The sequence below is a fragment of the Streptomyces sp. LN549 genome (genome assembly GCF_043203805.1).
In the GTDB taxonomy this organism is placed as follows: Bacteria; Actinomycetota; Actinomycetes; order Streptomycetales; family Streptomycetaceae; genus Streptomyces.
On sequence record NZ_JAZHRI010000002.1, the window covers coordinates 256,751 to 271,933 of the forward strand.

Here is a 15,183-nt window from a genome sequence, read left to right on the forward strand (position 1 = left end):
GTGCGGCGGGCCGGGCCGCTCGTCAACGGATGCCGGCGGGGGAACCGGTGCCGACGGGTGGCGTATCGGAGCTGCGGGCGGCGCGCCGCGATCGGAGGTCCGGACCGCGGCCGACCGTGACGGCCCCGTCGGCGGGTGCCTGCGCGCCCTCGGCGTGGACGTACGCCGCACGTTCCGGTGCGGTCGGTGAGAGGGCCACGAACGCCGAGGTGAGGAAGAGGTAGGAGCCGAGCCCGACCGCGAGGGGGAAGATGAACTGCATCGCGGTGGCCCCGTGGAGTGCGCCGCCCGAGGGAGTCACCTGCACGGTCACGGCCAGCATTCCGGTGTAGTGCATGCTGCTGACCGCCGCTCCCATGACGAGGGAGGCGAGGGCGACGGCACGGGTCGATCTGATGTTGAGCGCGGCCCAGAGAGCGGCCGTCGCGGCGATGACCGCGATGACGACGGAGAGGACGACCCGCAGCGGGTCGTAGTGGATGGTGCCGTGCAGGCGGAGGGCCGCCATGCCGAGGTAGTGCATGCTGGCGACGCCGAGCCCGGTGGCGAAACCCCCGAGCAGCAGCGCCCTGGTCCGGTCACGGCTGTAGCCGACGGCGAAGACGCCCCCGCCGACCACCACCATGGCGCCGAGGAGGCTGAGGAAGGTCAGCGGCACGTTGTACCGGATGTCGGTCCCGTACACGCCGAAGCCGAGCATGGCGACGAAGTGCATGGTCCAGATGCCCGAGCCGATGGCCGACGCGGCCGTGATGAGCCAGTTGCGGCGCGAGCGCCCGGTCGTGTCGAGTGCGCGCACGGTGCAGCTCAGGCCGAGCGCGGCGCCGATGCAGGCCATCGCGTACGACAGCAGAGGTGTCAGCCAGCCGAAGGTGGCGTGGTCCAGGTGTCCCATGACTCGGGGACGCTAGTCGCGCCGGGGCGCGCGCCTGGGGCACATTCGAAAGCTGCCGAAATATGACAGAGAGATGTTCCCCAACGATCGCAGCGTGGTCGAACATGCGCGTCGATTCACGACGTTCCGTTCGGGCGGGCGCTGCGCGATCATGTCCGTATGGCCGATGACCACACACACGTCCAGGAGTTCTTCACCGCTCGTGCCGCGGACTGGGACGCACGTTTTCCCGACGACGCTCCGGCCTTCACCGCCGCCGTCACCGCACTGGGGCTCCGCCCCGGCGATGCCGTGCTCGATGCGGGTTGCGGTACGGGGCGGGCGATGCCGGCCCTGCGGGCGGCGGTCGGGCCCCGGGGTACCGTGCTGGGCGCCGACCTGACCCTGGCCATGCTGGAGTCGGCGGCGCGCGCGGGGCGCGGCAGCAACGGGCTGCTGGTCCAGGCTGATGCCGCCCGGCTGCCGCTGCGGTCGGGGACGCTCGACGCGGTGTTCGCGGCCGGGCTGATCTCGCACCTGGCTCAGCCGGGTCCCGGCCTGGCCGAACTCGCCCGGGTGGTGCGGCCGGGCGGGCTGCTGGCGCTGTTCCACCCCATCGGCCGGGCGGCGCTGGCCGCGCGGCACGGCCGGCAGATCACGGACGGCGATCTGCGGGCCGAGCCGAACCTGGGCCCGCTGCTGGCCCGTGCGGGCTGGCGCCTCACCTCGTACGTCGATGAGGACAGCCGGTTCCTCTGCCTGGCCGAACGGACCGGGTGACGGGCCGCCCCGGGCGGCTCAGGCGGCGGGTCTGCTCGCCTGCCGGGTCACTGGGCCCGGGTGTCCGGGCGGCGGTGCGGAACCGGGCAGCCTCCGACGCCTGGTGTGGGGAACGTGCCGAGCGCGGCCACCTCGTATCCGTTCGGGTATCCCCTGATCTCCGGGTTCTGCCGGGCGTAGTGCGGCTTGGTGCGCGGCGGCAGCAGCCGGACCGCGCGAGCTCTCAGACGCAGGGCGCCCCGGGTGAGTGAGCGGGCTGCGGCGCTCGGCTGTGCGTAACGGAAGGCCCGCAGCAGCGAGTCGTCGAGAAGGGCGAGGCTCGCGCCGCGCACGATCGGCGCGAGGGGACGCGGATACCAGGAGGCCATCAGCTCCAGGGTCGCGTCCGACACCGAGCGCGCCCCTGCGTCCCAGCCGAACTGTGCGGCCTCGTAGGTGTCGAGGGTGCGCTCGAAGTCCTCGTACGTCTGCGGCAGGTCCCTGATCCCCATGTGGGTGCCCAGGGTCCGGTAGTAGGCGGCACACGCCCGCAGTTCGTGGTCGGACAGCCGGCGCCAGCCGTAGGCGTCGAGCCACCGCTTCGGGGTGACGACGAAGGTGCACAGCACGTAGCGCATGTCGTCGTTGCTGATGTCGTAGCTGTTGTGCATCCGGTTGATCCGGCGGAGGGCCGTCCGTCCCGGGTCGCTGTCGAATCCGTGCTCGACGACCGCGTCCAGGAGCAGCGCGGTGTCGTCGTACCGCTTCTGTGAACGGTCCGTCAGCTCGGCTGTCTCCGCCAGGAGCCGCCCGATGCTGGGGACGGCATAGGTGCGGTACAGGGCCAGTTCGAGGGCGCGGGCGATGTCCCAGGGGAACTCGTACGTCGCCGTGATCCGGTAGATCTCGAGGAAGTCCCGCTCCGGATCGAGGCGTTGGATGTCCTTCAGCCGGTCATAACGCTTCACCGCACCATCCCCCTTGTCCGGGTCGAGTGTCCAAGCCTACGTGCGGGGGCAGGACGGTGAGTACGTACGCCGGACAGGGACGGCACGTACGCACGGCACGCACCCCTCACGCGTGTGCGACGCACGGCCCCGCACACGCACCGACGAAAGGCGGTCCCCATGGCCAGCATGTTCGGCATCCTGCGCAGAGCCGTGACCCCCGGGCACAAGGACAGCCCGTCCACGGCGCCGACACGGGCGCCGGGGCGCCGGCAGCACAACCTCTTCGAGGCGGCCGCCACGTTTGTCGCGGCATCGGTGGAGGACGACCAGGACCGGATGGACGAGGCGAGCGGCTGGGTGTCGCCGGAGGCACTCTCGTTCGGCGTCGGGGAACTGGCCTGCCGGGCCGTCATAGCGCTCGCCCGTGAGCGCGACGAGTCGCCGGAGACGGTGGCCCGTACGCTGCTCGGCCTCGCGGACGGCTGAGCGGGGGCGTCCGGTTCGCTGCGCAAGCCTGTGTCCGGCCTTGTCAGGGCCTCGACGAGCGGGTTACCCACTGGTTAAGGTGCGCCGACGACAAGCATGACGGAAGAGGAGGGTGCAGTGGCCGGGACGGACAACACAGTCGCCGACGACGACGCACTGTATGTGCTGACTGCGGTCCTGCTGACCCCTGCGCAGTTCCCGAGCGTCCTCGGCGACGACTACCCGGCAGCCTGTACGGCCCTGGGCCTGGAGCCGTACGCCGAGGGATACGGCCTGGTCCTGGGCCAGGACTCCGACGGGGCCCGGTGGACCGTGGTCGTCGACGACGTGTCCCTGGTGGCCGTGGCGATAGCGTCCTGGGACTGCGGGATGGAGTACGACCTGTCGCCGGACGACCGCTCGGTGGTCTGTGCGCTTCCCGGCTGGCCGCTCGCCGTGGCGGTCGCCGCTCCCGGAGTGGCCGCCCCGCACGATCCTGCGCCTGACCCGGATGCGGACGGAGAGGACCTGCCACCGCTGTCCCCGCCCGACACCGATGCGTGGGGGCCCGCCCAGCGCCGGCTGGGCGCGGACGCGATCGCGCTCCAGTGGGCGGTCTGGCGGGAACAGATCGACGACGAGACGGCCTTCCCGCCGGCGGATGGCGAGGATGCGGACGGCTCGGACACGGACACGGACACGGACACCGGCGCCGAGACCGCTGCCGATGCGGGCACGGGCTCTGCTTCCGGGACGGGTTCCGGTTCGGAGGAGACGGGCTCCGGCTCCGCTTCCGAACAGACGGCCGGGGCCACGGAGGAGTCGGAGACCGGAGCAGTGCCCCCGCGGCCCGCGGACGACGGCATCCCCCGCTCCGTAACGCATCCCGGCGTACGGCGGGCTCTGGCCGACGCGCACGCCTATGTCGACACCCCGCCGCCCCCTGGCCGAGTCCGCTCCTCCTTCGCCCCCGGCGACGCCCGGATGATCCGGGCCGACGGCCCCGGCTGGTCCATGGTCGCCAGGACCGACGACATCGCCTTCCTGCTGCTCGACGAGGTGCCGGGGGAGATCCTGACCGTGGGGCGAGGGACTGAGCTCCCCAAACTGCTCAAGGCCCTGGACGCGATGGCCGTTCGGCCGTCCTGACCTCGGCGGCGGCCGACCAGCGCGTGCGGGAGCCCCGGGATCATCCGATCCCGGGGCTCCGGCACGTCAGGCGTCAGGCTGTCAGACCCGCTCCAGCGGCCGGTGGGGCTCCGCGGGGAGCTCGACCTTGACCGGGTCCCCGGGCCGGACCAGGCCGCCCACGGCGACCACGCTCATGATCCCGGCCTTGCGGACGATGTTGCCCGCCTCGTCCCGGCCGACGACCTGCTTGAGCAGCCCGTCCTGGAAGTTATCGATCTGGAGGCACGGGTTGCGCAGCCCGGTGACCTCGACGACGGCCTCGTCACCGAGGTGCAGCCGGGTGCCTACGGGGAGCGCCAGCAGATCGACACCCCTGGTGGTGACGTTCTCCCCGAGATCACCGGGGGTGACGTCGAAGCCCGCCTCACGCAGCTCGTCGAACAGCTCTTCCTGGATGAGATGGACCTGCCGCAGATTCGGCTGGGTGGGATCCTGCGCGACCCTGGAGCGATGCCTTACCGTCACCCCCGCGTGTACGTCTCCCTCCACGCCCAGCCCGGTCAACAGCGTCACGCTGTCCCGGTTCGGCTTGGTGAAGCTGTACTCCTCATTGCTGCTCACGACGGTGACTCTCCCGCTCACTGCGCAGGTCCCCTCTCAGTCTCAGCGGCCTATTTCCTTACGCGTGATCCTACGGAGCCTGCGCCGCTGGCTCGGATCCAAGGCCAGGTAAGCGATCGCGGGAACTCCGATGAGCACCAGCAGTGACAGCCAGAACCCGATGAACGGCATCAGGACGACCGCGACGACAACTCCCCCGATGGCGATCTTTGCGCTGTTCGACATCGTCCACGCCTCCTTCGCGGCCATGGGCCGCTCCTGTTGTGAGAACGCCTGTGGGCGCCCATCGGTTCCAGCCGCCGCGGGTGCGTCCGCGCCGGTCACCTCAGAGGCGCGCCGACCTCGTGCATGTGCTCCAGGGCCTGCCGGTAGGACTCGATGAGTCCGGTCTCGGCGTACGGCATGCCGAGAGCCTCGCAGTGGGCCTTGACCAGGGGCTGGGCCAGCCGCAGATGCGGTCGCGGCATGCTCGGGAAGAGGTGGTGTTCGATCTGGTAGTTCAGCCCACCGAGGAACCAGTCGGTGAGGACGGCTCCCCGCACGTTGCGCGAGGTGAGCACCTGCCGCTGCAGGTGTCCCCAGCGGTCCCCGTCCGGATCGGGCATCTCCATGCCCTTGTGGTTCGGGGCGAAGGCCATGCCCAGGTGGAGGCCGAAGAGCGCATGGTGCACGAGTGCGAAGACGACGGCCTTTCCGGGGGACATGACGGTGAGCAGCAGCGTGGCGTAGAGGCCGAGGTGGGCGACCAGGAGCAGGGCGGACAGGGCCCGCTCCCTGACGGGCTGCTGTCGCAGGTACTGGAAGCCGGAGATCTTCAGGGCGATGCCTTCGAGGAGCAGCATCGGGAAGAACAGCCGGGCCTGGTTACGGGTGAGCCAGCGGGCGAAGCCCTCGCGCTGCGCCGCCTGCTTCTGGGTCCAGACGAGAGCGCCGACGCCGACGTCCGGGTCCTTGTCGATGTGGTTCGGGTTGGCGTGGTGACGTACGTGCTTGTCGTTCCACCACGCCTCGTTCATGCCGAGCAGAAGGTTGGCGTGGAACAGGCCGATGGTCCGGCTCGCCCGCCGGTCACCGGTTATCTGGGCATGGCCGGCGTCGTGTCCGACGAACGCGGTACGGGACCAGATGATGGCCAGGGGCAGTGTGAGCAGCAGGGTCCACCAGGTGTTCCCGAGAAGGACCACTGCGGTGACCACCGCTCCCAGTGCGAGCAGATTGACGGCAATGCCTGCCGCGTACCAGCCGGTGCGCCGTTCGAGGAGTCCTTGCCCCTTGACGGCCCGCAGCAGTGGCGCGAAGTCACTTCCTGTACTTCCGGCACTTCCGGCACTGTCGCGGGTTCGTTCCGCGACGGTGGTTGCGGCCTGAGGCATGATGTCTCCGGTCTTACTAGGTGCGCTGACCTGATGAAACGTACGGGTCGCAGATGTATAGCAGCCATGGAGCCACCACCCGCGGTTTCCTGGTGCCAACCCCCTCATTCCGAGGGGGTGCTGGCACCACCGGGCAGACATAAGGGATATTTACAAGTGATTTGAATCACGCACTCGACGCTCCCGTCACCGACCGCAATGGAGTACCCTCGGCGACCTTGGCCCACTAGTCAAATTTGAGGACTCTGACATCGCTGTGCACCGCCTCCCCGCAGCATCGCTCTCCGAGATCTCCGCGCTCGCCGGCTGTTCCGTGGCCTTCCTTCCCTCGGATCCCTCCAGGACGGGACGGGTCGCCTTCTGGTATCCGGACGGCAGCAGTCCCCCCGACGCCCCGGGAAGCGTCGAGGAACTCACCGTCGCCGGCGCCGATGCCCTGCCCTGCGGGGTACCGGCCCGGATCCTCCCGGTGCGGGACGCGCTCCCGGTGCTCACACGTGCCCGGACCGCGGCGCACGCCTCCGCCGCGGCCCTGTTCTGGGGCGCGGCGGGGCTGCTGGCCCTGCAGTTCGCCGCGCGAGGACTCCTGCTGCCGGGGCTGAGCGCCACGGATCACGACGCGTGGCGGGCCGGCCCGCTCACGGCGGACGACCGGACGCGGATCCGCACCCTTGCCGCGTCCATGCCGCCGACCGCCCACGCGGTGCCGGTCGACGCATTGGCGCAGCCCCTCCTGCTGCCCGATCCGGAGTGGCTGGTACGGGAGTTCCTCGACGCGGTCGCGGACGGGCTGCCGCGCACACCCGGTGCCCCGATCGCCGCGGGCGTCCCGGCGTTCACCGCGGACACGCCGCAGCACCTGCCGGTTCAGCGCGCCTGGGTCACCGACGTCGCCGCGGGACACGACGCGGGCGTCCGGCTCTCGCTGCGCGTGGAGGTGTCGGGCCTCGAGCGGACCGAAGAGGCGCCCGCGGGGCAGTCGTCCGGCCCGTCCTTCCGCGTCGTTCCGCAGATCCACGGCGTGAGCGATCCGACGCTGGTCGCCGACGCCGCCGAGATCTGGGCCGGCTCGGGACCGGCAGCAGCGGCCCTCGGGCCGCGGGCCCGGATGGACACCCTTCTCATGCTGCGCCGGGCCGCCCGCGCCTGGCCGCCCCTGACGCCACTCCTGTCGGCGGCCGTGCCGGATGCCGTGGAGCCGGCCGACGAGGAGATCGCCGAACTCCTCGGACCCGCCTCACGGGCCCTCGCCGCCACCGGTGTTCAGGTGCACTGGCCGCGGGAACTGGCGCGCAAGCTGACTGCGCGCGCGGTGGTCGGCCCCCCGGACCAGGGGGACGGCGGAGGCGAGCCGGACGGCAGCCGGGACCCCGCGCGCAACGCGTCGGACACCGTGCCCCTGCTGTCGGCCGACTCCCTGCTGACGTTCAACTGGTCGTTCGCCCTCGGTGACCAGCAGCTCAGCCGCACCGAGCTCGACCGGCTCGCCGAGGCGGGGCGACCGCTGGTGCGGCTGCGCGACCAGTGGGTGCTGATCGATCCCGAAGAGGCGCGTCGCGCCCGGCAGACGCAGGACCGCAAGGTCACCCCCATCGACGCGCTGGGCGCCGTGCTGACGGGTTCCACGGAGGTCGACGGCCACCGGGTCGACGTCCGGGCGACGGGCTGGCTGGAGCGTCTGCGGCAGCGGGTCGCCGACCCGGAGTCCCGGCAGGGCGACGAGCCTGCGGTCGGTCAGCCGGCCGCACTCACCGCGACGTTGCGGGACTACCAGCTCCGGGGCCTGAACTGGCTGCACACGATGACCTCGCTCGGGCTCGGCGGCTGTCTCGCCGACGACATGGGGCTCGGCAAGACCATCACGCTGATCGCTCTGCATCTCCACCGCCAGACCCTCGCAGGGGCCGCCGGGCCCACCCTGGTGGTCTGCCCGACCTCGCTGATGGGCAACTGGCAGCGGGAGATCGAGAAGTTCGCCCCGGGCACCCCGGTCCGCCGCTTCCACGGCGCATCGCGCAGCCTGGAGGACCTGGCGGAAGGCGAGTTCGTCCTCACCACGTACGGCACGATGCGGCTGGACGCGCCCCGGCTCGCGACCGTGCGGTGGGGCATGGTCGTCGCCGACGAGGCACAGCACGTGAAGAATCCGTACTCGGCAACGGCCAGGCAGCTGCGCACGATCGGGGCGCAGGCACGGGTCGCACTCACCGGCACGCCCGTGGAGAACAACCTCTCCGAGCTGTGGGCCATCCTCGACTGGACGACCCCCGGCCTGCTCGGCAGGCTCGGCACCTTCCGCACCCGGTACGCGCGAGCGGTGGAGGGCGGCGGCGACCCGGCGGCGGCCGAGCGCCTCGGCGCTCTGGTGCGCCCCTTCCTGCTGCGCCGGCGCAAGTCCGATCCGGGCATCGCCCCGGAGCTCCCGCCCAAGACGGAGACGGACCGCGCGGTGTCGCTGACGGCCGAACAGGCGGGGCTGTACGAGGCCGTGGTGCGGGAGACTCTGGCGGCCATCTCCGAAGCCGACGGGATGGCCCGGCGCGGCCTGGTGGTGAAGCTGCTGACGGCGCTCAAGCAGATCTGCAACCATCCCGCGCAGTACCTCAAGGAGGAGGACCCGCAGGTCGCGGACCGTTCGGGCAAGGTGGAACTGCTCGACGAGCTGCTGGACACGATTCTCGCGGAGGGCGCGGGCGTCCTCGTCTTCACCCAGTACGTGCAGATGGCCCGGCTGCTCGAACGGCATCTGGCGGCGCGCGGGATCGGCACCCAGTTCCTGCACGGAGGGACGCCTGTGGCCCAGCGTGAGGCGATGGTCAGCAGGTTCCAGTCGGGCGGGGCGCCGGTCTTCCTGCTGTCGCTCAAGGCCGCAGGAACGGGGCTCAATCTCACCCGGGCGGGCCATGTGGTGCACTTCGACCGCTGGTGGAACCCGGCCGTCGAGGCGCAGGCCACGGACCGTGCGTACCGCATCGGGCAGACCCAGCCGGTACAGGTCCACCGGCTGATCGCCGAGGGCACGATCGAGGACCGGATCGCGGAGATGCTCGTCCGCAAGCAGGGGCTTGCGGATGCGGTGCTCGGTTCGGGCGAGAGCGCCCTGACCGAGCTCAGCGACGCGGAGCTGGCCGATCTGGTGGAGCTGCGAGGGGGCACACGATGAGCGACGGATACGAGTCGGACGCGTTCGGCGACCGGTACGACGGGGACGGGGACGACACGGCGCCCGGGCAGGAGCGCACTTTCGCCGCGCTGCCTCCCTCCCAGGGACACGGCTTCGCGGAGTCCTGGTGGGGCCGGGCGTGGCTGAAGGCGTTGGAGGACACCGCGCTGGACGGACAACAGCTCAAGAAGGGCCGCCGGTTCGCCCGTGAGGGCCGGGTCGGTGCGGTGTCCGTGCGGCCGGGGCGGATCACCGCCGTGGTCCGCGACCGGGACGACAGCGGCTACCGCAGCGACGTACTGCTCCAGGAGCTGACCGACGGGGAATGGGACCGCTTCCTGGACATGGCCGTCGACCGGGCCGGGCACATCGCCGCGCTGCTCGACCGGGAGATGCCGCCGCATCTGGTCGAGGACGCGGCGGCGGCCGGGGTGGATCTGCTGCCGGGAATCGGCGACCTCGACCCGGAGTGCACCTGCGAGGCGTGGGATCACTGCCCGCACACCGCCGCGCTCTGCTATCAGGTGGCGCGGCTGCTGGACCAGGATCCGTTCGTCCTGCTGCTGATGCGGGGCCGCGGGGAGCGGCGGCTGCTGGACGAGCTCCAGGTGCGGATCGCCGCCAGGGCGGCGGGCCACGGGCCGTCTGACACCGCGGATGAGCCCGCCGAGGAGGCGGAGGACCAGGCCGCCGTGCGCGGGGTGGTGGCGGCAGAGGCCTACGCGGCGGCCGGCGGCCTCCCGCCACTGCCACCGGTCCCGGTGCTCCCCGGCGAACCGGGACCGGCCCCCTCCCTGGACACGGAGACCGACCCCGAACCGGGCGTGGACCCGACTGCCCTGGAGATGCTGGCAACGGACAGCGCAGCGCGCGCTCACCGGATGCTGGCGGAGGCGCTGTCACCCGGTCACGGACAGCAGCCTGTCCCGGCCGGGCTGACACCCGAGCAGGACGCGGTACGGCTGGCAGCCGAGGCGCACCCCGAACCGTGGATCGCGAACCGGCTGGCGACCGGATCGGGCCGTCAGCGCGCCGGCCTGCCGGCCGCGGTGCGCGCCTGGCAGTACGGCGGCACGGCCGCGCTCGCCGTCCTCGACGAGGAGTGGGCGCCTGACGCCGACGCCCTCGCCCGCGCCAGAGCGCGGCTCGCCGGAGCCTGGGAGGAGGACGAGGCCCCCCGGCTGCGCGCCGAGCGCAACCGCTGGACTTCGGCGGACGGCACGGTTCAGCTGCGGTACGGGCGGGACGGGCGCTGGTATCCGTACCGCAAGGAGGGCGGCCGGTGGACTCCGGTGGGGCCTTGTGACGAGGATCCGACGGCGGCCTGGGCGGACGCTACGACCCCCGCCGACAGCTGACGACGGCTCACCGGCGGCGGGCAGGGGCACATCACCCCTGCCCGCCGCCGCGTTCTGCCCCGGAGTTCAACTCGATGTCACCGGTCGTTGAGGAGCGCGGCGGAACGTGACGGCCGTCAGATCCTTATGTCCTCAGGAGGCCCCATGTCCGCGCGTGTCGTCCGTCGATCCCTTGCCGTCGGGCTGCCGCTCGCTCTGCTCGGCACCGTGTGTGTCGCAGGCACCGCAACCGGCGCGCAGGACCGGCACCACCGCCGCGCGGGCACCGCACGGGTCACCGCGAGCGCCGTGCTCGGGGACGTCCCTCTGGCCGGCTTCAGCAACGGGCTGCTGCCGGGGACCGTCGGTGACGACCGCGGCGTGATGCTCGGCGGCATCGGCAGCGACATCTACCCGGCCGGCCGCGAGGGCGAGTTCTGGACCGTCACGGACCGCGGCCCGAACGGCCAGATCAAGGTCGACGGCACCAAGCGGCGCACCTTCCCCGTCCCCGGCTTCGACCCGGCGATCGTCAAGGTACGGGTGCGCGGCGAGCGCGTCGAGGTGCTGCGCGCCATCCCGCTGACCACGCGTTCCGGCGCCCCCGTCAGCGGTCTGTCGAACCAGGCGGGCCGGGACGAGGCCCCGTACGCCTACGACGCGAAGACGCCTCTCGCGTACAACCCGAACGGTCTGGACACGGAAGGCATCGTCCGCAGCGCGGACGGCTCGTTCTGGCTGGTCGACGAGTACGGTCCGTCGCTGGTGCACGTCTCCGAACACGGCCGGGTACTGGCCCGTTACGTCCCTGAGGGCCTGAACCTCAAGGGCGCGGACTACCCCGTCGTGGAGTCCCTGCCGGGCGTCCTGCTCCACCGGAAGATCAACCGCGGTTTCGAGGGCCTGGCGCTGCTGCCGGGCGGCGATCTGGTGCTCGCCGTCCAGAGCCCGCTCTCACTGCCCGACCAGGACGCGGGCGAGGCCTCGCGCAATGTGCGGCTGTTGCGCTTCTCCACGAAGAAGCGCGCGGTCACGGCGGAGTACGCCTACCGCTTCGACGCGGTGGGTGTCGTGGATCCGGGTGAGGACGACACGTCCGAGCTGAAGGTCTCCTCGGTCGTCGCGATCGGCGGCAACGACCTCCTGATCGAGGAGCGCACGGACCGGGCGGCGCGCCTGCACCGCATCACGCTCCCCCGCGGCGCCGGCATCCTGGGTTCCCGCTGGGACGCCCCGGCCGCTTCGCCCTCGTACGAGGAACTGGCGGACCCGGCGGCCTCGGGGGTCCCGGTCCTGCGCAAGAGTCTCGTCGTCGACCTGGGCACGGTCGAGGGCGTGCCCGGGAAGATCGAGGGCGTGGCAGTGACGGGCCGGGACACGCTCGCCCTGATCAACGACAACGACTTCGGGATGACCGACGGGACGGGCGCCTTCGACGCGGACGGCCGGCTGGTCGACTCCGGCATCGAGACATCCGTGACGCTGCTGAAACTGCCGCGCCCGCTGACCCGCTGACGGGCCGAAGCTCCAGGGCCACCGGACCTCACCGTCCGGCGGCCCGGGCACGGCACCCATGCCACCGCCAACTCCCGCTGCTGCAGACCGATTTCGGGCTGCCGCCGTCTTCCGCCACCCGCGTGACGCCCGTACGGTGGTGCGCGCACGCTGCTCGGCCGTACATCGGACATCACATTCCGGTCATCGGACAAGAGGGAGTCACGGGATGTCGGGGGAATCGGGTACCGGACTCCTGCGCAATGCCGTAGGGCTGCGCGAGGTCCTGTTCCAGAGCATCACGGCGATGGCGCCGGCAGCTGCCATTGCCGCGTCCATACCCGCGGGAGCCGCGTTCGCGGGAGGAAGTCTGCCGCTGTCGGTACTCGTGGCACTGGTGGCCTGTCTGTTCACCGCCTCGTGCGTGGCGGAGCTGGCCCGTCACCTGCCGGCCGCAGGATCGGTCGCCACGTACTCGGCGCAGGGGCTGCATCCGACGGTGGGCTTTCTCGTCGGTTGGGGCTATGTGTTCGTCGAGGCTCTGGTGCCGTCGCTGTTGCTGCTCCAGCTCGGCTTCACGACAGCGGGCACCCTGCATCAGGAGTGGGCTTCCTACCCGGCGGACCTCTGGTGGCCGTGGTCGCTCCTGGGCGCGGTCGTCATCGCGCTGGCCGGCTTCCTCGGCGTCCGGGCCTCCGCCCGTTTCGGCACCGTCCTCGGCATCTTCGAAGTGCTGGTGTTCGTGGCCTTCGCCATCCTGCTGATCGGGCAGGCCGGCTCGGACAACACCCTGTCGGTGTTCGGCCCGTCGCACACCGCCGAGGGCTTCGACGGGATCAGCGGCATCTTCGCCGGTTCCGTCTACACCGTGCTGGCCTTCGCCGGATTCGAGGCAGCGGCCCCCCTCGCCGAGGAGACGAAGAACCCGCGTCGCACCATGAGGCGAGCGGTGCTGGGCGCCGCGCTCTCCATAGGCCTGGTGTACGTCCTCACCACGTACGCGATGTCCGTGTACTTCGGGCCCGACCGGTTCGCAGGCTTCGGCGCCTCGGGGGCGGCGTCATGGGAGGGCGTGGCCCGTGCGTCGTTCGGCCTGTTCTGGGTACTGCTCTTCCTCGCTGTCGTCAACTCGACCGTGGCCAACGCGAATGCGTGCGCGAACGTGTCCACCCGTACGGCGTTCGCGCTCGGCCGCACCGGGGTGTTTCCCCGGGCATTTGCACAGCTCCACCCCCGTCGGCGCTCCCCCGTCACCGGGGTCGCCGTGCAGTTCGTGATCGCGGCCGGCGCGGCGCTCGGGCTCGGATTCGCCTACGACCCCGTGACCGCCTTCGTCCTGCTGGCCACCGTGATCGTCACGGTGATCATCGGGGTGTACATCATCGTGAACCTGGCCTGCGCCGGCTATTTCCTGCGGCGGCGCCGGGACGCGTTCAATCCGGTGCTGCACCTCCTGTTCCCGGTGCTGGGCATCGCGGCGTTCGCGCCTGCCCTGCTGACGGCCGCAGGGATCCCGGCGTTCGACTTCGTCTCCGAACTCAGCGCCCCCGTCTCCTGTGCGGGTCCCGTCGTCGGCATCTGGATGGTGCTCGGGATCATCGTCCTGGCGGTACTACTGCGCAGACATCCGGAACGGGTGGCCCAGATGGGCAGAATCCACCTGGACGAGGACCCGCCGGCCCGGGCACCTGAACCGGACAACTGACCGATCATCCCCACCTGTTACTCTCCCCCACCACCCAGGAGTACGCATGGACCGCAGAAGGATCCTTCAGGGCGCCGCGGCGACGGCCGCGGGGGCACTGCTTCCCGCCTCCGTCCGCGCCGCTGCGGCGACGGCCGGCGAAACGGACTACCCGGCGGCCCACTGGGTACCGGCCTCGACGTCCAACTACACCGTCTCGACGCGGCCTTCGGCTTATCCGGTGCAGTACGTGATCATCCATGTCACCCAGGAGACGTTCTCGGACGCCGTGGCGATCTTCCAGAATCCGGCGAAGCAGGTGTCCGCGCACTATGTGGTGCGCTCCGCCGACGGGTACATCGACCAGTGTGTGCGGGAGAAGAACATCGCCTGGCACGCGGGGAACTGGGACTACAACACCCGTAGCATCGGCATCGAGCACGAGGGCTATGTGGACCAGCCCTCCTACTTCACCAACGCCATGTACGAGAAGTCGGCGCTGCTGACCGCCTCGGTGTGCGACCGCTACGGCATCCCCAAGGACCGCGCGCACATCCTCGGCCACGTACAGGTCCCGGGTACGGACCACACGGACCCGGGACCCCACTGGGACTGGGTCCGCTACATCCGTATGGTCAACCTCCTGGGCGCGGGCTGAGCCGCGCACGGGCCGGCGGGATCTCCGGGTCCCGGGCGTCCCGCGTCCGGGCCGGCGGGCTCACCCGTTCGCCGGTCGGGGCGTCGTCCGGTCCGGTCGTCACCTGGGGCGCCCCGCTGCGTGCGAGGGTCGCCGGCCGGCAAGCCAGGGCAGATCCGCCGGCACTCGTGACCGTTCCGGTCTGCGCCGGAGGTGCGGGCCGCAGCGAAATGGCTGCCAACGCCGGTGACCACCAGGCGAGACGGCTCGTCCCGCCTTCTTGACGGCGCCACCGGACGCACCGAAACTGACGTGGACGGTCACGATTGTCAGCGCTGCCCGTGCGGGATCTCCCGCCTGTGCGGTCATCGGCCCCGGCCCGCTGACAGGCAACCCTTCCACCGCGATGGGGTGCCCCGGGTGACGACCGGGTCCTGTTGGAGCAACAGGACAAGCGCGGTCTCGCGTCTCGCGAGCCCCAATGGCAGGACCGGTGGGAATTGCCCAGGAACGGCTTGACGAGGCGCCTGCACATCGATCTCCTGCGCGTCTCCAGCGCTTACTAGTCCGCATCGGACCCGTCCCCGTCCGATCGGCCGGACTCCTCGTCCCGGTGCGCTCGCACCGGGCCGGACGGGTCCCCTCGGTCCGGACCGGTACGCAAGCGCAGTCGCTCCGTATCCGGCCGCCGGTGC

14 protein-coding genes and 2 riboswitches are annotated in these 15,183 nt (G+C 71.3%); of the genes, 9 read left to right on the forward strand and 5 right to left on the reverse strand.

The annotated features are described in order from the left end of the window. Positions 1–22: 22 nt before the first annotated feature. Entirely contained in the window at positions 23–895 is an 873-nt protein-coding gene (locus tag SH922_RS01240) for an MHYT domain-containing protein (RefSeq protein WP_393053537.1), read from the reverse strand. A gap of 159 nt (positions 896–1,054) precedes the next feature. On the opposite strand from SH922_RS01240, the gene SH922_RS01245 reads away from it, so the two are divergent. Continuing rightward, entirely contained in the window at positions 1,055–1,654 is a 600-nt protein-coding gene (locus SH922_RS01245) for a class I SAM-dependent methyltransferase (RefSeq protein ID WP_393053540.1), read from the forward strand. 47 nt (positions 1,655–1,701) lie between these two features. On the opposite strand, the gene SH922_RS01250 is transcribed toward SH922_RS01245, so the two are convergent. Then, on the reverse strand, positions 1,702–2,601 hold the full coding sequence (locus tag SH922_RS01250; RefSeq protein ID WP_393053543.1) for an oxygenase MpaB family protein: 900 nt from the start codon (positions 2,599–2,601) through the stop codon (positions 1,702–1,704). Positions 2,602–2,760: 159 nt separating this feature from the next. On the opposite strand from SH922_RS01250, the gene SH922_RS01255 reads away from it, so the two are divergent. Both SH922_RS01255 and SH922_RS01260 read left to right on the forward strand, forming a co-directional pair. Next, positions 2,761–3,069 carry a hypothetical protein gene (locus SH922_RS01255; RefSeq protein WP_393053545.1) on the forward strand — a complete coding sequence of 103 codons (309 nt, stop codon included), beginning with the start codon at positions 2,761–2,763 and terminating at the stop codon, positions 3,067–3,069. A gap of 96 nt (positions 3,070–3,165) precedes the next feature. Next, entirely contained in the window at positions 3,166–4,197 is a 1,032-nt protein-coding gene (locus SH922_RS01260; RefSeq protein ID WP_393053547.1) for a hypothetical protein, read from the forward strand. An 81-nt stretch (positions 4,198–4,278) separates the two neighbouring features. On the opposite strand, the gene SH922_RS01265 is transcribed toward SH922_RS01260, so the two are convergent. From SH922_RS01265 to SH922_RS01275, 3 genes are all read right to left on the reverse strand, one after another. Continuing rightward, positions 4,279–4,821: an MOSC domain-containing protein gene (locus SH922_RS01265; RefSeq protein WP_393053549.1), complete on the reverse strand. Its 543-nt coding sequence runs from the start codon at positions 4,819–4,821 to the stop codon at positions 4,279–4,281. Positions 4,822–4,842: 21 nt separating this feature from the next. Beyond that, positions 4,843–5,025, reverse strand: coding sequence for a hypothetical protein (locus tag SH922_RS01270; protein ID WP_136325839.1), 183 nt, complete (start codon positions 5,023–5,025; stop codon positions 4,843–4,845). A 95-nt stretch (positions 5,026–5,120) separates the two neighbouring features. Beyond that, a complete protein-coding gene (locus SH922_RS01275) occupies positions 5,121–6,173 on the reverse strand; it encodes a fatty acid desaturase family protein (RefSeq protein WP_393053552.1) in 1,053 nt (350 codons plus the stop codon). A gap of 256 nt (positions 6,174–6,429) precedes the next feature. Between SH922_RS01275 and SH922_RS01280 the strand changes: the two genes are divergently transcribed. From SH922_RS01280 to SH922_RS01305, 6 genes are all read left to right on the forward strand, one after another. Continuing rightward, entirely contained in the window at positions 6,430–9,336 is a 2,907-nt protein-coding gene (locus tag SH922_RS01280; protein ID WP_393053555.1) for an SNF2-related protein, read from the forward strand. Continuing rightward, a complete protein-coding gene (locus SH922_RS01285) occupies positions 9,333–10,694 on the forward strand; it encodes an SWF or SNF family helicase (protein ID WP_393053558.1) in 1,362 nt (453 codons plus the stop codon). Before SH922_RS01280 ends, SH922_RS01285 begins: the two co-directional genes overlap by 4 nt. Positions 10,695–10,838: 144 nt before the next feature. Continuing rightward, positions 10,839–12,188 (forward strand): esterase-like activity of phytase family protein, encoded by a 1,350-nt coding sequence (locus tag SH922_RS01290; protein WP_393053561.1) that lies wholly within the window; start codon positions 10,839–10,841, stop codon positions 12,186–12,188. A gap of 208 nt (positions 12,189–12,396) precedes the next feature. Beyond that, a complete protein-coding gene (locus SH922_RS01295) occupies positions 12,397–13,872 on the forward strand; it encodes an APC family permease (protein WP_393053564.1) in 1,476 nt (491 codons plus the stop codon). A gap of 46 nt (positions 13,873–13,918) precedes the next feature. Next, entirely contained in the window at positions 13,919–14,509 is a 591-nt protein-coding gene (locus tag SH922_RS01300; protein WP_393053567.1) for an N-acetylmuramoyl-L-alanine amidase, read from the forward strand. A gap of 59 nt (positions 14,510–14,568) precedes the next feature. Further along, positions 14,569–14,682, reverse strand: a riboswitch (SAM riboswitch). A 124-nt stretch (positions 14,683–14,806) separates the two neighbouring features. After that, positions 14,807–14,951, forward strand: a riboswitch (SAM riboswitch). A gap of 52 nt (positions 14,952–15,003) precedes the next feature. Then, positions 15,004–15,054: a putative leader peptide gene (locus SH922_RS01305; RefSeq protein ID WP_393063431.1), complete on the forward strand. Its 51-nt coding sequence runs from the start codon at positions 15,004–15,006 to the stop codon at positions 15,052–15,054. Positions 15,055–15,183 lie beyond the last annotated feature (129 nt).